Source organism: Neisseria sp. P0008.S004 (assembly GCF_051962755.1).
GTDB classification, from domain to species: domain Bacteria; phylum Pseudomonadota; class Gammaproteobacteria; order Burkholderiales; family Neisseriaceae; genus Neisseria; species Neisseria subflava_A.
Genome location: NZ_JBQCUZ010000001.1, coordinates 245,290 through 264,065 on the forward strand (window position 1 = coordinate 245,290; position 18,776 = coordinate 264,065).

Genomic DNA, 18,776 nt, shown 5'->3' on the forward strand with positions numbered 1-18,776 from the left:
TTTCAGACGGCCTTTTATTTTGCTATTTTATTCACGCTATTCGGCTGCAAGCTCTTGCTCATCGAGCAGTTTTTTCCGAACAATCGCAGGATTACCCGCAGCCACGCAATAAGGCGGCACATCTTTGGTAACCACCGAACCTGCGCCGATTACCGCGCCCTTACCGATGGTAACGCCGCCCATGATAATCGCACGCCGGCCAATCCAAACATCATCTTCAATCACAATCGGGCTGATATCTGTATAACCTTCGAAGCGGCGGGTTTCAGGGTTGAATTTGTGGTTGGTCGAATAAAACAGGCATTCCGGCCCCATCATCACGTTCTTGCCGAGGGTCAAACCGCGGCAGATTTCGCAATTTACGCCGATACCCGAATTATCGCCGACTACCGTATCCGGAAAGACGTACCCACCTTTTTCAATATTGACGTTTTTACCGATGTTTGGAGAAATGCACATAGCCAAAGCAGCACGGAATTTTTGCGCAATTCTGCCGAATGGTTTGCAATAAGACGGGGGCAACACTCCTCCCAAAACACGCAAAATGCACGTCAATATCTTTTTCCACATTGATTCCGTCTCCTGTTCGTACAAGCGTAAATATTATTCAGACTATTATTCTTCTTAAAGTTTCACATCTAGAGGAGGTTTTACATCCTCTTTTCAGTTAGATTACAATCTGACCGCATAATATGCAGTTCGAGACTCTATTCTAAACTGTTCTCGTCTGTTGCGAAACTGCCCTGCATACAAAATATCCTCTTGACGAAACAGCCAAAAATAGCGAAAATTCCATGCTTAACTGAAGTACAGGCAAAACCCCTGTGCCCGCTTAATCGAAAGGAAATAAAATGAAACAAGGTATTCACCCGAACTACCACGAAATCAACGTTACCTGCTCTTGCGGCAACAAATTCGTGACCAAATCCGCAATGGAAAAAGACAGCTTCAACGTTGAGGTTTGCTCTCTGTGCCACCCTTTCTACACCGGTACTCAAAAAATCGTCGACACTACCGGTCGCGTGGACAAATTCAACAACAAATTCGGCAACCTGTTCAAACGCTAATTGCCGCTTTGTCAAAAAGACTGCTTCGTGCAGTCTTTTTTGCATTCAGGCCGTCTGAAATATTCCTGTCAGACGGCCTGAGCTTTTTGTCGTCAACCGAATACCATATCATTCCAAACACCCGATAAAAACGAGCCGTAAGCATTATTTTACAAAGCCCTCCGGTCCGGCATATCGCGCAAACCCATCAAACCCTGTACCATTGCTATTCAAACCAACCGTTTTTTGACCTTCCATGCTGACTTACACACCGCCCGATCCGCGCCGCCCCCAAAAAACCCATGAAAAACCATGGCTTCTGCTGCTGATGGCCTTTGCCTGGCTGTGGCCGGGCGTGTTCTCGCATGACTTGTGGAATCCTGCCGAACCCTCTCTCTTTACCGCCTCCGAATCCATGAAAAACGGCGGCAGCCTGCTGGTTGCACAAATCTTCGGCCAACCCGATTTCACCATCTCCCCTGCTTTTTTGTGGGCGGCAACCGCATTCCAAACCCTGTTTTCGCCTTGGGCGGCCGATGCCTATGATGCCGCCCGTTTTGCCGGCGTGGTATTTACCGCCATCGGACTGACCGCCTGCGGTTTTGCCGGGTTCAACTTTCTCGGCAGACACCATGGCCGCAGCGTTGTCTTAATCCTTATCGGCAGCATCGGTTTGCTGCCCATCGCCCACTTCCTCAATCCCATGTCGGCCGCTTTTGCCGCGTTTGGATTGATTCTGTGCGGCTTTTCACTGGCACACCGCCGCGTCATTATTGCCATTTTGCTGTTGTGCGGCGGTTGGGTTTTACTCTCCCTTTCCTCAGGCTATCTGCTGACCGCGGCCATGATGTTTTTGGCACTTGCCCTGTCGTTCCATTCTACTTGGCAAAGCAAACGCTATCTGCTGACCCTGATTGGCGCCATCGTCGTTTCCCTGCCCCTGCTGATTCTGTATCCGCTGGTTTTATCCAGAACCCATCCCGAATGGTTTGATATTTGGTTCAACCATTATTCCTTAGGCGTATTCGGCGGTTTCCATCAGATTCAGACGGCCTTCAACCTGCCCTATTATCTGAAAAACCTGCTGTGGTTTGCCCTGCCTGCTTGGCCACTAGCAGCATGGACGCTCAGCCGCACGCGTATCCACGATAAAAACTGGGGCATTCTGAGCCTGTCGTGGCTGGTTATCATGACAGCCCTGCTCGCCATCAACCCGCAACGCCTGCAAGACAACCTCGTTTGGCTGTTGCCGCCGCTCGCCCTGCTCGGCGCGGCACAACTAGACGGCCTGCGCCGCGGCGCAGCGGCATTTATCAACTGGTTCGGCATCATGGCATTCGGTTTGATTGCCGTATTCCTATGGCTGGGCTTCTTCGCCATGAACTACGGCTGGCCTGCCAAGCTGGCCGAACGCGCCGCCTATTTCAGCCCATATTACATCCCCGACATCGACCCGATTCCGATGACCATCGCCCTACTGTTTACCCCATTGTGGCTCTGGGCGATTACGCGTAAAAACATCCGTGGCCGCCAAGCCGTAACCAACTGGGCAGCCGGCGTTACCTTGGCCTGGGCCTTGCTGATGACCCTGTTTTTACCGTGGCTCAACGCCGCCAAAAGCCATGCGCCGGTGGTACACCAAATGGAAACCGCACTTTCTTCCGAATTGAAACAGAAACTTTCAGACGGCCTCGAATGTATCAGCATCGACAGCCAAGACCAGCGCACACGCATCGCGTGGACACAATACAGCCATATTAAAACCACGACCGACGACCCGTCCTGCCGCTACCGCCTCATCCGCCAAGCCGCCAACATCGGCGCACCTTCGGGTTGGCAGACCTTGTGGCAAGGCGCAAGACCGCGCAACAAAGCCGAGACTTTCCTATTCTTGGAGAAAACTTCAGCGCAATAAATCCGTGACACTAGCCATAAAGCTGAATATTCCTGCTACATTCAAATAAAAGGCCGTCTGAAAGAACTTTTATCCTTTCAGACGGCCTTTGACTTACTTTAACACCGCTTCCCGTACAATGGCCCTTTTCCCTTATCTGCCTAAAAATATGAAACCCAACCGCCTTTTGCCCCTCGTCCTCTTATTGACCGCCCTCTCCGCCCATGCCAAAGATTTCATCATCTACGACCGCATGGACTACGTCGGCAAACCCGACCTTACTGCCGACAAACTCTCCAAAGTGTTCTTGGTTTACGAAAGCGAGCTGGTCAAACCCGATCCGACGGGCAAACGCAAACACGGCGTACTCAACGAAGCGCGCATCCGTGAATTGGCCAAACAATCGCGCCGCGAAGGCTACCGCACCATTTCTACCGACATCGAAAGCTGGTTTGCCGAAAAATACGGCCAGCTGCTGACGCCCGACGAATTGAGAACTGACTTCGCGCGGATGTACCAAATCTTCAGAGAAGAAAACCCGCGCGCCGTCATCAGCAACTACGGCATGCCCTCCGAACACCTGCACGGCATCCGACACTACCGTCCCAACGTTGACAACGAAGCCATCTTGACAAAATGGCGGCAAGTCAGCAAACGCCGTGCGCCCACCGCCGCTATCAGCGACTATGCCAATCCTGTGTTCTACATCACTTCCCCCGATTTGGTGCAATGGGAAAAAGACGTGAAAACCGCCGTTGACGACATCCACCAACGCTTTCCCAACAAAAAAATCATCGGCTACATTTGGCCGCAATATTATTCGGCCACCAACAGCCCTTATTTCAAACAGTTCATCGACCCCGTCCGCTGGCGCAAAATGCTCGAAATCAGCAAAAAATACACCGACGGCGTGATTATTTGGTCGGACAAGCGCGATGAAAACAACCAAATCGTGCGCTGGAACGATCCGCGCATCCAAGCCACGATGAAGGCGACCCAAGCCTTCATAAATGCCAATGCCAAAGAAATCAAGGTAGAAGGTTTGCAGAAATATTAAAAACAAGGCGGGCATATTTGCCCGCCTCTTTATAATATGCAGTTAATTCCTAATAGTATTCATAAAGCTGTTAGGCATACTGGTCAAAAATCGTTAAAGAAAGGTCAGTAAAAATGAGAAAACTATCAATATTATCAGATGAGGGATTGGTTCCAATAAGAACAATTCAACAATTTGCTGAAGATGTAGGGGTCGTTTTTCCTGTTTCATATGTATCACTTCTTGGCAAACATGATCATTTATACCCTAAAGAAAATATTTTCAATTTTATCAATCAATACGGTGAAAATGATGAAAGGGACATTTCATTTTTAGGGTATAAGCAAAATTTAAGCTATGAGGATATTTATAGCTATTCATGTATCGATGATGAATATGGATATGCAAAAAAAGTGATTGCTTTTGGGATTTCAGCTAATGGAGATTATATCTGTTTTGATTACAGAAAATGCAATGAAAATCCATTTATCATTCTGATGTATCATGATGATTTTTATGAAGATGAGAATGGAGATACGAAAATGGTAACTAGCCATATTGCAGATAGTTTTGATGCCTTTTTGGATATGCTATATGAACTTTCAGATTAAGTGTGTAGGTTGAGTTGAAAACCCAACTAAATTAAAAAGATCGTCTGAAATCAGCGGCCTTAAAGAAGGACGAACAGACAGCTCTTAAAATTTATTCCGTCATAAAAGAACAAGTCAAGCATGAATGCAGTTCCAAAGGAAGAATTACCGAATGTCGTCAAAATGTAGGACGTATCATCGAATTTATCCAAGATAAACGCTTTGACAGTCGGTTTAAGGACTTGAAAAACGAATCCATAGGCTATCTAAACCGACATCCCGATTGGGTGGCTGACTACCTGAAGGCCGAATATGCAAAACTGGATGCGGAAGACAAAAGCATCCTGCACCGCTACATCTCACCTGGGGCTTAAATCGTTTCGGGCAGTTTGGGGGTTGTGCTTTCCAGTGTAGCCGGAGGCGGATCTTGTGCCGAGACTTTCGGCTTCGGCTGTGCCGCCGCTTTGGTTGGTATAATGTCTTCCTACGATTATGTCATTACGGGAACGAAGAACTTCGGAAAAAAGCCAGCGAGCAACGACCGACGATTACGGTCCAGGCCTTGAAACAGTTGGGGCTGTCGGAGCAGGCTGCAAAATATGTTCAGTTCTCTATAGATTTGTTCAGTGTGGGTAAATCAGGGGCCGGTATGCCTAAGGCTAAGCCTGTGTCTGATGCAAAACCGAGATGGGAGGTTGATAGGAAGCTTAATAAATTGACAACTCGTGAGCAGGTGGAGAAAAATGTTCAGGAAATAAGAAACGGAAATAAAAACAGCAACTTTAACCAACATGCTCAACTAGAGAGGGAAATTAAAAAATTAAGAACTTCAGAAGGAAAGGCAAATTCTGCATCAGCAGCTTTATTGAAACTTGATTTGAAGACAGCTCAAGCTGCTAATCAAGTTATTGAAAGTTTGAGAAGTACAGGTAAGCTTCCTTCTAATTATATTACTAAATCTCAGGCGATAAGTATGGGATGGCGCCCAGGAAAAGCCTTGGGTAATACAATAAAAAATGGACAATTAGGGGGAGATATTTTTGCAAATTCTACAAATATTTTCCCTGCTAAACAGAATAGGATATGGTATGAAGCGAACATTGGCTCAATAAACACTATGTCAAGATCCAATCAGGCTGGTACTAGATTGTTATATTCTAACGATGGATTGCTATATATAACAACTGATCATTGTATCTCTGCAACACGGTTTGGAGCTTGGAAATGGGAATATAACTTATGCAATTAGAGATTATCGGTAGTAAAATTTATACGGAACAAGATTTTCATAATCAAATTTCAAAAATATTTTCTATACAAGATTATTATGGGAACAATCTTGATGCTCTGTGGGATTTATTAAGTACAAATGTAGAACGACCGATTACTTTGGTATGGAAAGATGCTATGTTCTCAAAAAATCAATTAGAAAATATATTTATTGAAATAGTAAAGGTTCTAGAAAGAGTTAAGAAACAAGATGAGGATTATGGATTCGAAGAAAAATTTAATTATATTTTAGAGTAAGTAAACCCTAATTACATTACGTACACAGGCTTAAAACTCCCCAGAGCCAATTAAGCAAGCCGTAACCCATATAAAACTTAAACTCAATAAGTAGCATGTGTGCGGAACGCGCGCATGCGGTTTTCAAGGTTTGAGCTAAGAGGCCGTCTGAAAACAGAAAAACCGTTTCAGACGGCCTTTGTTTAACGCCATCGATCCAGCAGGCCATAAAGCACAATTATCCAAAAAGGTATATTGATAGGCAAATACAAAAAGGAGGAGAAGTCAATTTTACTATCTTCAAACATTTTTAATTTGGAGTATTTCCATGGTAATTACTTATCAAGAAGCAAAGAAAATCGCAGTATCTTTTTTAAGTCAAATAGAGCAAGAAATGGGAATTTCATTGTTAATAGTTGAATCTCATGTACGAGAAAATGATGATGGGTGGGTTTTCCCATATCAGTCAAAAGAATATTTAGAAACAATGGATATAAACAAATCTATTATTGGAAATTGGCCTATATTTGTTTCTAAAAATGGAGGAGTTCCTTCTATTCGTTGATTTAAGCCCATTAGCTAAGTCCGTATCCCACTAAATTTGAAACTATATGGATGAAAACAGACTCATAACGGGGGAAATGTATGGACCAACAGGACGCTTTAGGCACAGAGCAAAATAATGAGATTAAAGAAATATCCTTATAACTCTATAAGAGAGAGAAAAGGAAATTTATCGATGTTTTATTCTTTCTTTTCACAAAGAATTCAATATAGATATTGGATTAGCTGTTTCCTGTCTAAGCTCCCCCCCCAAAAAAAGTATTGATATTTGATAATAAAAATATTTTTATTAGATTTGATTCAGTTGTTTTTGTATTTCTATACAAATATACCTACAAAGCCGTCTGTATGTTTGACACAACACGCGACAAAACGACCGTAGCACCAACGCTTCTGCATTCTTTCACACGTTTTTACCCGTTATTCTTAAGCGCAGGCCGTCTGAAAATTGCCCGAATATCCAATACCCTTTACAATACCCGTAATTAAAATACATTTTTTGACACCCCTCTCCTGCATGAGTTCCACACCCTTCATCGAAATGAAAGACGTTGCCTTCGCATATGGCGACCGTCCTATTCTGAACAACATCAACTTCAGCATTCCACAAGGCAATTTCGCCGCCGTAATGGGTGGTTCAGGCAGCGGTAAAACCACGCTGATGCGCCTGATTACGGGTCAAATCCGCCCGCAATCGGGCAAAGTGCTGATTGAAGGGCGCGATTTAGCTGCATTTTCGGCGCAGGAGCTGTACGAACACCGCCGCCGCATGGGCGTTTTGTTCCAACACGGCGCATTGTTCACCGACTTGTCCGTCTTCGACAACATCGCCTTCCCTATGCGCGAGCTGACGGATTTGCCCGAAGCGGTCATCCGCGATTTAGTGGTGTTGAAACTGAATGCAGTCGGTTTGCGCGGTGTTGAAAATCTGATGCCTTCCGAGCTTTCCGGCGGTATGTCGCGCCGCGTCGCCCTCGCGCGTACGATTGCGCTCGACCCTGAAATCATGTTGTATGACGAGCCTTTTACCGGCCTCGACCCGATTTCGCTGGGCGTCATCGCCCACCTCATCAGCCGTGCCAACAAAGCCCTGCGCTCAACCAGCGTGATGGTAACGCACGACATCGAAAAATCGCTGGAAATCGTCGATCAAGTGATTTTCTTGGCACACGGCGAAATCATGTTCTCCGGCTCGCCCAAAGAAATGCGCGAACTCGACTCGCCTTGGGTACGCCAGTTTGTCGGCGGTTTGGCAGACGGCCCTGTCGCATACCGCTATCCGGCGCAAACGACTTTAAAACAAGACTTGCTGGGCTGATGTTCAGACGGCCTGAAGCTTAAACAAGGCCGTCTGAAAACCATTTAACCAATCAACTGAAACCTATGAATTTTATCCGTTCCGTCGGGGCAAAAACCCTCGGCTTCATCCAATCGCTGGGCAGCATTACGCTGTTTTTCCTGCATATCCTGGCCAAATCAGGTACGGCGTTCGCTCGCCCGCGCCTGAGCATCCGCCAGGTTTACTTTGCAGGCGTGTTGTCTGTCCTGATTGTTGCCGTGTCCGGCCTGTTTGTCGGTATGGTATTGGGCTTGCAAGGCTATACGCAGCTGGCAAAATTCAAATCCGCCGATATTTTGGGCTATATGGTTGCCGCTTCCCTGTTGCGCGAATTAGGTCCCGTATTGGCGGCCATCCTGTTTGCCAGCAGCGCGGGCGGTGCCATGACCAGCGAAATCGGCTTGATGAAAACCACCGAGCAGCTTGAAGCAATGAACGTGATGGCGGTCGACCCCGTGGCACGCGTGGTTGCGCCGCGCTTTTGGGCGGGCGTGTTTTCCATGCCTTTGCTGGCATCGATTTTCAACGTTGCCGGTATTTACGGCGCGTATTTGGTCGGCGTCGAATGGCTGGGTTTGGACGGCGGTATTTTCTGGTCGCAAATGCAAAACAACATTACCTTCCATTACGACGTACTCAACGGCTTAATCAAATCCGCCGCTTTCGGTGTAGCCGTTACGCTGATCGCCGTACATCAGGGCTTCCACTGCGTACCGACTTCCGAAGGTATTTTGCGCGCCAGTACACGCACAGTAGTGTCTTCCGCCCTGACCATCCTCGCCGTCGACTTCATTTTGACCGCGTGGATGTTTACCGACTAAAGGCCGTCTGAAACGACACTTAAAAAGAATGAAACAAGGACAATAGCACATGAAAAAAAATGCTTTGGAATTTTGGGTAGGACTGTTTGTCTTATTGGGCGCAGCCGCCATCGGCTTTCTCGCCTTCCGCGCCGCCGGCGGACAATCGTTCGGCAAATCCTCTCAAACCTACACCGTCTATGCCGATTTCAGCGACATCGGCGGCTTAAAAACCAACGCTCCGGTCAAATCCGCAGGCGTACTGGTGGGCCGCGTTGCCTCCATTCAGCTTGACCCTAAATCCTATCAGGCAAAAGTCGCCCTCAATCTGGACAGCCAATATCAGTTCAGCAGCGACGTTTCTGCACAAATCCTGACTTCAGGCCTGTTGGGCGAACAATACATCGGCCTGCAGCAAGGCGGCGATACCGACTCTTTGGCGGCCGGCGACACCATTACCGTCACCAGCTCCGCCATGGTTTTGGAAAACCTTATCGGCAAATTCATGACCAGCTTTGCCGAGAAAAACGCAGATGGTGAATCTGCCGGTCAAAACGAACAATAAACACATATCCACTCAATATTCAGGACACTATCATGAAAAAAACTTCTTTTATCAGCGCATTGAGCATCGGCGTATTAAGCATCAGCATGGCATTTGCCGCACCTGCAGACGCAGTTAACCAAATCCGTGAAAACTCCGTTCAAGTGCTGAAAATCCTCAACAGCGGCGATGCCAACACCGCACGCCAAAAAGCCGAAGCCTACGCCATCCCTTACTTCGACTTCCAACGTATGACCGCGTTGGCCGTCGGCAACCCATGGCGCACTGCAACTGACGCACAAAAACAAGCATTGACCAAAGAGTTCCAAACCCTGCTGATCCGCACCTACTCCGGCACCATGCTGAAATTCAAAAACGCCAAGGTCAACATCAAAGACAACCCTGTCGTAAACAAAGGCGGTAAAGAAATCGTTGTCCGCGCCGAAATCAACGTTTCCGGCCAAAAACCGGTCAACATGGACTTCACCACCTACCAAAGCGGCAGCAAATACCGCGCATACAATGTCGCAGTCGAAGGCGCAAGCTTGGTTACCGTATACCGCAACCAATTCGGCGAAACCATCAAAGCCAAAGGCATCGACGGCCTGATTGCCGACTTGAAAGCCAAAAACGGCGGTAAATAATCCACCCACACACCATGCCGCCTGATGTTCAGACGGCATGGTGCCTTACATCATAAAGACACCATGCAAACAGAAATCCGCAACGGCACGCTCTACATCAGCGGCGACGTTACCGTCAAAACCCTGACTGCCTCCGCCTTTGCGCGCTACGAACAACAATGCCGTCTGAAAGAAACAGACAGTATAGACTTCAGCCAAGTAGGCAAAGCAGATTCAGCCTGCGTTTCCCTGCTGCTCAACGCTCTGCGCCGGACAGACAAAAAACCGACCATTCAAAACATTCCCGATTCCGTCCGCGCACTGGCCGAACTTTACGAAATCAAAGACTGGTTGCAATCATGAAAAAAACCACCGCTTCACTCTGCCTCCTCATCAGCATAGCCTCCGCTCCCGCACTTGCCGAACGCAATCCAGCCGACCCTTACGAAGGCTACAACCGTACCGTTTCCAAGTTCAACGACAAAGCAGACAAATACGTCCTTTCCCCTGTCGCACGCGGTTATCGCAAAATAACGCCCAAACCGGTGCGTACCGGCGTGATCAACTTCTTCAACAACCTGCGCGATGTCGTCAGCTTCGGCAGCAATGTACTGCGCCTTGACGTCAAACGCGCCAGCGAAGACCTCGTCCGCGTCGGCATCAACACCACCTTCGGCCTTGGCGGTTTAATCGACGTAGCCGGTGCAGGCGGTGTGCCCAGCAATAAAAACACCCTCGGCGATACCTTCGCCTCATGGGGCTGGAAAAACAGCAACTACTTCGTTGTCCCCCTACTCGGCCCGTCTACCGTACGCGATACCGTCGGCAACGCCGTCACCACCGTCTATCCGGTTAAAAATGCCGTCTTCCACACCAGAGCAGGACGCTGGGGCACAATCGGCCTGCAAGCCATCAACACCCGCGAAGAACTGCTCGACCTGACCGACAGCCTCGAAGGCGCAGCCATCGACAAATACAGCTACACACGCGACCTTTACATGAAAGTCCGCACCCAACAAACCGGCGGCACGCTCCCTCAAAGCGAAGACGACAACATCGACATCGATGACTTGGTGGACAGCAACGCCACTTCCGAACCGGTAGCAACACCCCAATCCGCTCCAGCAGAAATCCCCGATACAGCCAATCCTCAAACTCTGTATCAAACACCATCAGAAAATCCCTGATTGTTTCCAAAAATAAAGGCCGTCTGAAATTCAGACGGCCTTTATCCCCCAAAAGATAGCCAGTCCCCCACCTTTGCTATATCATTCAACTATACAGAAACCAAGGAAAACACCATGTACGAAGTCAACCGCAGCGTCTTCCTGCTTATCCCCCTCGATCCATTTTGGAACTGGCTGAAATCCCTGCCCGGCAATCACCTTGACGGCCTGACGCTTGAAGATATCCAAGCCGATGCAAACTCCTACCTCGTTCGCCCGTGCGAAACTGCCGACGAAGTATGGGACGAGATCGAAGCGCGTTTTGAAGACATTTTTGCTGCCGAATTGGCCGACTGGTGCGAAGACGAAAGCGAATGGCCGGATTTGGACGCCGACATTTTCAATGAATGGTTCGACATCCAACTCTCCACTGTGATTACCGACCTCGAACACGAACCAATCGCACGCGAAGAGTTCCAACCCATCAATCTCAACTGATGAAACTGACCGTCCGCAACTACCACCTCGACGGCTACGGCCACGTCAACAATGCGCGCTATCTCGAATTTCTCGAAGAAGCACGCTGGACGTTTTTCCAAGAGCATGACCTTCTGTCCGAACTCAAAGGCATCATGCTCATTGTTGCACGCGTTGATATCCGCTACCGCCGCCCATCGCTCGAAGGCGATGTTTTAACCTTCACAGGCCGTCTGAAAGACATCGGCACACGCCACATCATCCTCAGCCAAACCGCGACCCTGCCCAACGGCAAAGCCGCCATCGAAGCCGAAGTTACCCTTATGCCCGTCAGCAGCGAAAGCGGCCGCAGCATCAGCGTTCCCCAAACCTTAGCACACGCAATTCAAAACCTTACATCATGAAAAAAATACTCACACTCCTTGTCGTTGCCACGATCGGCGCACTTCTTGCCTTCGTCCTTATCCCCAGCAACAAAGCCGCCCCTGATTTTGCCCTGCCCGACCTGCAAGGCAAAATCATTACCAACTCCGATTTGAAAGACAAAGTTACCCTCATCAACTTCTGGTTTCCCTCCTGCCCCGGCTGCGTGAGCGAGATGCCTAAAATCATCAAAACCGCCCAAGACTATCAAGGCAAAAATTTCCAAGTCCTCGGCATTGCCCAGCCCATCGACCCTATCGAAAACGTCCATCAGTACGTCAAAGAATACGGCCTGCCTTTCACCGTCATGTACGATGCCGACAAAACGGCCGCAAAAGCCTTTGGCACACAGGTTTACCCGACTTCCGTCCTGATCGACAAAAACGGTAATATCCTTAAAACCTACGTTGGCGAACCCAATTTCACCCAACTCTACCAAGAAATCGACCAAGCCCTCGCCCAATAAATCCAAGGCCGTCTGAAACCACATTTCAGACGGCCTAAAACCGAAATATCCTTTATAATAAGCAACATTTTATCCGTTCAGACACCAAGCTCCTCTATCAACAAAGGTCGTCTGAAACAACCGAATACCCATAAGAGAACACCATGAAATTCATCGACGAAGCAAAAATCGAAGTCGCCGCAGGCAAAGGCGGTAATGGCGCAACCAGTTTCCGCCGCGAAAAATTCGTACCCCGCGGCGGCCCTGACGGCGGCGACGGCGGCAAAGGCGGCAGCGTTTGGGCAGAAGCCGACGAAAACACCAACACCCTCGTCGAATACCGCTTCGTCAAACGCTACCAAGCCAAAAACGGCGAAAAAGGCCACGGCTCTGACCGCTACGGCGCAGGTGCGGACGACATCGTCCTCAAAATGCCCGTCGGCACCCTCATCCGCGACCTCGATACAGACGAAATCGTCGCCGACCTGACTTACCACGGCCAGCGCGTCTGCCTTGCCAAAGGCGGCAAAGGCGGCTTGGGCAACATCCACTTCAAATCCTCCGTCAACCGCGCGCCCAAACAATCCACTCCCGGCGAAGAAGGCGAAACCCGTTCCCTGCAACTCGAGCTTAAAGTCCTCGCCGACGTCGGCTTGTTAGGCATGCCCAACGCCGGCAAATCCACCCTGATTACCGCCGTATCCGCCGCACGTCCAAAAATCGCCAACTACCCCTTCACCACCCTGCATCCGAATTTAGGCGTCGTGCGCATCGACGAAAACCACAGCTTCGTCATGGCCGACATCCCCGGCCTGATTGAAGGCGCGGCAGAAGGCGCAGGCCTAGGCCACCGTTTCCTCAAACACTTATCGCGCACCGGCCTGCTGTTGCACGTCGTCGATTTGGCCCCCTTCGACGAAGCCGTCAACCCAGCAGAAGAAGCCCTCGCCATCATCAACGAATTACGCAAATACGACGAAGAACTCTACGGCAAACCGCGCTGGCTGGTGCTGAACAAACTCGACATGCTCGACGAAGAAGAAGCCCAAGCACGCACCGCCTCCTTCCTCGAAGCCATCGGCTGGGATTACCCCAAACCAGACGACCGCTTCCAATTCGACATGGAAACCCCGCGCCTCTTCCAAATCAGTGCTCTGACCCACCAAGGTACACAGGAGTTGGTACACCAAATCAACCAATACCTAACCGAGAAAAAACGCATCGAAGCCGAAAAAGCCGAAGCGGAGCAGGCAGCGGCAAAAGCCGAAATTGTGGCAAATCAGCCAAAAACGAATACTAACGTTTTACAGGCTGAATAAAGTTTCAGGTGGCATTTCTGCGTGAAATCCCACCCAAAAATAAAAACAAAGGAAAATTTGATGAATCCAGAAAATATATTTGTTTCTTCTTCAAACGACACACCTATGGTGCAACAGGATTTTGACGAATTGAAACAAGCCGTTGCCCTGCTGACCAGTCCGTCATTAACTGCCAAAATGACGGCAATAGTCGGTTCGCCTGTGGAGTACCTATTAGACAAGCTACCCAAAGGTGCGGCAGACAAAGTTAATCAAATTATTCAGACAGCATTGCATAAAGTATTCGATGCCAGTGCATCCACTATGAATAGTGAGAAAACTGAAGCCTCTACTAAAACTCATAAATTAATGGCAGGCGTAACGGGTGCGGTTGGTGGTTTTTTCGGCTTCACTGCTTTGGCAGCCGAGTTGCCAATTTCCACCGCCATTATGATGCGTTCCATTTTGGACGTAGCACGCAGTGAAGGTTTCAACATCAACGATTACCAAACCAAATTGGAATGTATTGCCGTCTTCGGTTTTACCGTCAATGAAGACAAAGATGATGACAGCGCTGAAAGCGGTTATTATGCCAGCCGTATCGCATTGAGCCAAATCATGAACGTAACCTCAAAAGAACTACTTGTTTTGACACAGGGTACAACTGCCAAAGTGATTGACACTTCGGCTATCGGCAAAGCATTAGCTCAAATCATTCAGGCTGTTGCCACACGTTTGGGCGTTCCGCTTACCGAAAAAGTGGCAGCGCAATTAGTTCCTGGCATCGGTGCAGTTGCAGGTGCAACCCTAAACGTCATGTTTACTGATTTTTATCAAGACATCGCTCGCGGACATTTTATTGTCAAACGCTTAGAAAGCAAATATGGCGAAAGCCATGTCCGCCAGCAGTTTAATCTGATTCGTCATCAAAATATATTATCATCACAATAACCTATTGAATATGCTAACCATCTACAACACCCTCACCCGCCAAAAAGAACCCTTCGCCCCCATCGACCCTAAAAACGTGCGTATGTACGTTTGCGGTATGACTGTTTACGACTACTGCCATTTAGGTCATGCCCGCGTGATGGTTGTGTTCGACATGATTGCCCGCTGGCTGCGCGAGTGCGGTTATCCGCTCACTTATGTGCGCAATATCACCGACATCGACGACAAAATCATCGCCCGCGCGGCTGAAAACGGCGAAACCATCGGCGAACTGACCGCGCGTTTCATTCAGGCTATGCACGAAGATGCCGATGCTTTGGGCGTATTGCGTCCAGATATTGAGCCGAAGGCGACGGAAAACATTCCGCAAATGATTGCCATGATTGAAACCCTGATTCAAAACGGCAAGGCATATCCTGCCGCAAACGGCGACGTTTACTACGCCGTGCGCGAGTTTTCCGCTTACGGACAATTGTCGGGCAAATCGTTGGACGACCTGCGTGCAGGCGAGCGTGTAGAAGTGGACGGTTTCAAACGCGATCCGCTTGATTTTGTATTGTGGAAAGCGGCCAAAGCAGGCGAACCTGCATGGGAAAGCCCTTGGGGTAACGGCCGTCCGGGTTGGCATATTGAATGCTCTGCCATGAGTGAAAACCTGTTCGGCGATACTTTCGATATTCACGGCGGCGGCGCGGACTTGCAGTTCCCGCACCATGAAAATGAAATCGCCCAAAGCGTCGGTGCCAGCGGTCATACCTGTGGCCACGACCACGCGCAAACCCATCACGGTCAAAGCATCGCCAGCCACGTCAAATACTGGCTGCACAATGGCTTTATCCGCGTGGATGGCGAAAAAATGTCCAAATCGTTGGGCAACTTCTTCACCATCCGCGAAGTGTTGAAACAATACGACCCTGAAGTCGTGCGTTTCTTCATCCTGCGCGCCCACTACCGCAGCCCGTTGAACTACTCCGACGCGCATTTGGACGACGCAAAAGGCGCACTGACCCGTCTGTACACCACGTTGAAAAACACTCCTGCGGCTGAGTTTGATTTATCTGAAAACGCCAACGACTACACCCGCCGCTTCTACGCCTCCATGAACGACGATTTCGGTACGGTCGAAGCGGTTGCCGTGTTGTTTGAGCTGGCAGGAGAAGTGAACAAAACCAATGATGCGCACCTCGCCGGCTGCCTGAAAGCTTTGGGTGGCATCATCGGCCTGCTGCAACGTGATCCGATTGAGTTTCTGCAAGGCGGCGCGGTTTCAGACGGCCTGTCCAACGAGGAAATCGACGATTTGATCGCCCGCCGCAAACAAGCGCGCGCGGATAAAAACTGGGCGGAATCCGACCGTATCCGCGACCTTCTGAACAAACACAAAATCATTCTGGAAGACAACGCCGGCGGTACAACTTGGCGCCGCGGCTAATTTGATTTGATATAAAAAGGTCGTCTGAAAACATTTTCAGACGACCTTTTTATATCTGGTTGAAAACCGTGATGTGTGTACTTAATCTTCTAACAGGTTCTTCTTGATGACCGCAGGATTCCCAGCAGCGACGCAATACGGCGGCACATCTTTAGTTACCACAGCCCCTGCGCCGATAACCGCTCCTTTGCCTACTCGGACACCGCCCATAATAATCGCGCGCCGTCCGATCCAAACATCATCCTCAATCACAATCGGAGACCTTTGCAAAAAAGCCCTTCCCCAACAGCCGAAATCCAAACACAGGTTTTCGGCTGTTTTTGTTTCAAATATCCGCTGACTCTACTCAAATACCCTCTTAATCCTCCTTGAATACCTGATAATCAGGCATCCGGCCGCCTTTTAGGCGACAACAGGCACACTTAGCCTGTTAGCCGCTTTCAACAGGTTCAAACACATCGCCTTCAGATGGCTTTGCGCACTCACTTTGAGCAGACCAAAATAGGCTGCCTGGGCATAGCGGAATTTACGGTGCAGCGTACCGAAGCTTTGTTCGACCACATAACGGGTCTTCGACAAATGTCGGTTGCGTTTGGTTTGCGCTTCCGACAGCGGATGTTTGCGGTGGGCTTTGCGCATAATGCCGTCCTGTAGCCGATACTCTTCCAGATGTTGCCGGTTTTCCTCACTGTCATAGCCTTTGTCGGCATAGACGGTCGTACCTTTGGACAGTCCTTCCAGCAAAGGCAACAGGTGTTTGCATTCATGGGCATTGGCGGGGGTAAGGTGCAGTTTTTCGATATAGCCTTCCGCATCGGTACGGGTATGTTGTTTATAACCGAGTTTGTAGAGGCCGTTTTTCTTTATCCAACGGGCATCGCTGTCTTTACTCGGTGTGGTTTGGCCGCTGACTTGTCCTTCCTCGTCGACTTCTATGGACTGGCGCTGTTTGCTGCCAGCAGTCTGAATAATGGTGGCGTCAACGACGGCGGCGGATGCTTTCTCTACTTTTAAGCCTTTTTCAGTCAGTTGGCGGTTAATCAGTTCCAGCAATTCGGACAGGGTATTATCTTGCGCCAGCCAATTGCGGTAGCGGCATAAGGTGCTGTAATCGGGGATGCTTAGTTCGTCAAAACGGCAAAACAGGTTGAAGTCGATGCGGGTGATGAGGCTGTGTTCGAGTTCGGGATCGGAGAGGCTGTGCCATTGTCCGAGCAGGACGGCTTTGAACATGGACAACAGGGGATAGGCGGGACGGCCGCGGTGGTCTCGGAGGTAACGGGTTCTTTGACGGTTCAGGTACTGTTCGATCGGTTGCCAATCAATCACTTGATCTAACTTTAGCAATGGGAGGCGGTCGATGTGCTTGGCGATCATGACTTGTGCGGTTTGCCTGAAGAAGGTGCTCATGAGAAATCCCCTAAATGTCTTGGTGGGAATTTAGGGGATTTTTGGGGGGATTTTGCAAAGGTCTCTATTTGCGTTATTTTTTGTGCTCCTTGCATCTTATCCGAATGATGTATATGTACAACATATTTTCATGATATGTGAAAAATCTATACAGAATACTTGCATTTAAATTTCATTTTTTTACAATGGAGGGTGCAACTTTCTTCAAGTGACTATCACCGTTAAGACCATGCGGTGTCCCTTTTTCAGTTTACGGGGAAAGAGAATCTTGAATAACGTCCCTACACCCACCACAAAAAGGTAAAAAACATGAAAAAATTCAACGTTAAAGCATTGAGTTTGGCTATTGCGGCAGCTGTGGTAAGCAGCGCAGCGGGCGCGGCTGAAAGAGATCTGGGTTCAATTCCCGAAAAGGCACAAAATGCTATGGCATTTCAGACCGTTTTTGGTGAAAACACCAAATTCGATCAAGATACTGGGAAATTCACTTTTGACAAGGAGAGTTCAGCCCTGTTGTTGAAAACTATGGAGCTGGAGCAGGCAGTTAATGGCTTTGCTGCCGGCAGCAACTTCGTCGCTACTAATGAAGATGGCAGCAAAACCGTCCGTGAAGCTACACAAGCAGATGTTGAAGCTGACGGCTTTGGCGGATTGGGTTTGAAAGAAGTTGTAGCTGCACACGATGAGGCATTGGGTGACTTGACTGAAACCGTCAACGACAACAGCGAAGCATTGGTAAAAACTGCAGAAGTTGTTAACGCCATCAGCGCAGATGTAAATGCTAATAAAGCAGCATTGGAAGAGCAAAAAGAAGCTAACGAAGGCTTCAATAATGCGATTGCCAGCTTGGATAAAGACATCGTTGACTTGGCACAAGCAGGTCTGAAAGCAACTGAGGCTTTGGAAGCCAACCGTAAAGATATTGATGCCAACACAGCAGCAATCGAAACTAAAGCCGATAAAGCTGACTTCGAAGAATTGGCAAAATACACTGCCGACATGGGTAAAAAAGTTAACGACATCGGTGATGAAGTAACTGCCCTGAGCGACGCGACTAGCGCAGCTATCACTCGTCACGATAAAGACATCGTTGACTTGGCACAAGCAGGTCTGAAAGCAACTGAGGCTTTGGAAGCCAACCGTAAAGATATTGATGCCAACACAGCAGCAATCGAAACTAAAGCCGATAAAGCTGACTTCGAAGAATTGGCAAAATACACTGCCGACATGGG

General features: G+C 48.8%; 20 protein-coding genes and 4 pseudogenes. 21 read left to right on the plus strand and 3 right to left on the minus strand.

Annotated elements, in window-relative coordinates:
• Positions 1-36: 36 nt before the first annotated feature.
• Positions 37-570 (minus strand): acyltransferase, encoded by a 534-nt coding sequence (locus ACTHSW_RS01190; protein ID WP_070461164.1) that lies wholly within the window; start codon positions 568-570, stop codon positions 37-39.
• 281 nt (positions 571-851) lie between these two features.
• Between ACTHSW_RS01190 and rpmE the strand changes: the two genes are divergently transcribed.
• From rpmE to cysS, 20 genes and pseudogenes are all read left to right on the plus strand, one after another.
• Positions 852-1,067: a 50S ribosomal protein L31 gene (gene rpmE / locus ACTHSW_RS01195; RefSeq protein WP_003681847.1), complete on the plus strand. Its 216-nt coding sequence runs from the start codon at positions 852-854 to the stop codon at positions 1,065-1,067.
• Between the two features lie 235 nt (positions 1,068-1,302).
• Positions 1,303-2,961, plus strand: coding sequence for an ArnT family glycosyltransferase (locus ACTHSW_RS01200; RefSeq protein WP_070461167.1), 1,659 nt, complete (start codon positions 1,303-1,305; stop codon positions 2,959-2,961).
• A gap of 148 nt (positions 2,962-3,109) precedes the next feature.
• Positions 3,110-3,997, plus strand: a complete 888-nt coding sequence (locus ACTHSW_RS01205; protein ID WP_232502738.1) for a hypothetical protein — start codon at positions 3,110-3,112, stop codon at positions 3,995-3,997.
• A gap of 113 nt (positions 3,998-4,110) precedes the next feature.
• Positions 4,111-4,587, plus strand: coding sequence for an SMI1/KNR4 family protein (locus ACTHSW_RS01210; protein ID WP_070461169.1), 477 nt, complete (start codon positions 4,111-4,113; stop codon positions 4,585-4,587).
• 616 nt (positions 4,588-5,203) lie between these two features.
• A pseudogene (locus tag ACTHSW_RS01215) lies at positions 5,204-5,815 on the plus strand (septum formation inhibitor Maf); the annotation flags it as partial.
• Positions 5,806-6,093, plus strand: a complete 288-nt coding sequence (locus tag ACTHSW_RS01220) for a barstar family protein (RefSeq protein ID WP_003712505.1) — start codon at positions 5,806-5,808, stop codon at positions 6,091-6,093. The pseudogene ACTHSW_RS01215 and the gene ACTHSW_RS01220, both read left to right, overlap by 10 nt.
• A 307-nt stretch (positions 6,094-6,400) precedes the next feature.
• A complete protein-coding gene (locus ACTHSW_RS01225) occupies positions 6,401-6,637 on the plus strand; it encodes a YrhB domain-containing protein (RefSeq protein WP_081456507.1) in 237 nt (78 codons plus the stop codon).
• 117 nt (positions 6,638-6,754) lie between these two features.
• Positions 6,755-6,948, plus strand: a pseudogene (locus ACTHSW_RS01230) (hypothetical protein); the annotation flags it as partial.
• A 205-nt stretch (positions 6,949-7,153) separates the two neighbouring features.
• Positions 7,154-7,954, plus strand: coding sequence for an ABC transporter ATP-binding protein (locus tag ACTHSW_RS01235; RefSeq protein ID WP_070460246.1), 801 nt, complete (start codon positions 7,154-7,156; stop codon positions 7,952-7,954).
• Between the two features lie 65 nt (positions 7,955-8,019).
• Positions 8,020-8,796, plus strand: a complete 777-nt coding sequence (gene mlaE, locus ACTHSW_RS01240) for a lipid asymmetry maintenance ABC transporter permease subunit MlaE (RefSeq protein WP_063069091.1) — start codon at positions 8,020-8,022, stop codon at positions 8,794-8,796.
• A 49-nt stretch (positions 8,797-8,845) separates the two neighbouring features.
• A complete protein-coding gene (gene mlaD / locus ACTHSW_RS01245; RefSeq protein ID WP_070460244.1) occupies positions 8,846-9,340 on the plus strand; it encodes an outer membrane lipid asymmetry maintenance protein MlaD in 495 nt (164 codons plus the stop codon).
• Between the two features lie 32 nt (positions 9,341-9,372).
• Positions 9,373-9,963, plus strand: a complete 591-nt coding sequence (locus tag ACTHSW_RS01250; protein ID WP_070460242.1) for an MlaC/ttg2D family ABC transporter substrate-binding protein — start codon at positions 9,373-9,375, stop codon at positions 9,961-9,963.
• Between the two features lie 63 nt (positions 9,964-10,026).
• Positions 10,027-10,305 carry an STAS domain-containing protein gene (locus ACTHSW_RS01255; protein ID WP_036493932.1) on the plus strand — a complete coding sequence of 93 codons (279 nt, stop codon included), beginning with the start codon at positions 10,027-10,029 and terminating at the stop codon, positions 10,303-10,305.
• Positions 10,302-11,129 (plus strand): MlaA family lipoprotein, encoded by an 828-nt coding sequence (locus ACTHSW_RS01260; protein WP_440373743.1) that lies wholly within the window; start codon positions 10,302-10,304, stop codon positions 11,127-11,129. Before ACTHSW_RS01255 ends, ACTHSW_RS01260 begins: the two co-directional genes overlap by 4 nt.
• Before the next feature lie 114 nt (positions 11,130-11,243).
• Positions 11,244-11,606, plus strand: coding sequence for a hypothetical protein (locus tag ACTHSW_RS01265; RefSeq protein ID WP_003681812.1), 363 nt, complete (start codon positions 11,244-11,246; stop codon positions 11,604-11,606).
• A complete protein-coding gene (locus ACTHSW_RS01270) occupies positions 11,606-11,989 on the plus strand; it encodes an acyl-CoA thioesterase (RefSeq protein WP_070460238.1) in 384 nt (127 codons plus the stop codon). The genes ACTHSW_RS01265 and ACTHSW_RS01270 overlap by 1 nt, the downstream gene beginning before the upstream one ends.
• Positions 11,986-12,474 (plus strand): peroxiredoxin family protein, encoded by a 489-nt coding sequence (locus ACTHSW_RS01275; RefSeq protein ID WP_070460236.1) that lies wholly within the window; start codon positions 11,986-11,988, stop codon positions 12,472-12,474. Before ACTHSW_RS01270 ends, ACTHSW_RS01275 begins: the two co-directional genes overlap by 4 nt.
• A gap of 143 nt (positions 12,475-12,617) precedes the next feature.
• Positions 12,618-13,772: a GTPase ObgE gene (gene obgE / locus ACTHSW_RS01280; protein ID WP_070460233.1), complete on the plus strand. Its 1,155-nt coding sequence runs from the start codon at positions 12,618-12,620 to the stop codon at positions 13,770-13,772.
• Positions 13,773-13,832: 60 nt separating this feature from the next.
• The gene (locus ACTHSW_RS01285) at positions 13,833-14,702 is read left to right on the plus strand and encodes an EcsC family protein (RefSeq protein ID WP_070460231.1); all 870 of its coding nucleotides are present in this window, start codon (positions 13,833-13,835) and stop codon (positions 14,700-14,702) included.
• Between the two features lie 10 nt (positions 14,703-14,712).
• Positions 14,713-16,134, plus strand: coding sequence for a cysteine--tRNA ligase (gene cysS, locus ACTHSW_RS01290; protein WP_070460229.1), 1,422 nt, complete (start codon positions 14,713-14,715; stop codon positions 16,132-16,134).
• Between the two features lie 81 nt (positions 16,135-16,215).
• On the opposite strand, the pseudogene ACTHSW_RS01295 reads toward cysS, so the two are convergent.
• A pseudogene (locus ACTHSW_RS01295) lies at positions 16,216-16,395 on the minus strand (DapH/DapD/GlmU-related protein); the annotation flags it as partial.
• Between the two features lie 141 nt (positions 16,396-16,536).
• Positions 16,537-17,544, minus strand: a complete 1,008-nt coding sequence (locus tag ACTHSW_RS01300) for an IS5 family transposase (protein ID WP_440373744.1) — start codon at positions 17,542-17,544, stop codon at positions 16,537-16,539.
• Between the two features lie 309 nt (positions 17,545-17,853).
• Here ACTHSW_RS01300 and ACTHSW_RS01305 point away from each other — a divergent pair.
• Positions 17,854-18,776, plus strand: a pseudogene (locus ACTHSW_RS01305) (hypothetical protein); the annotation flags it as partial.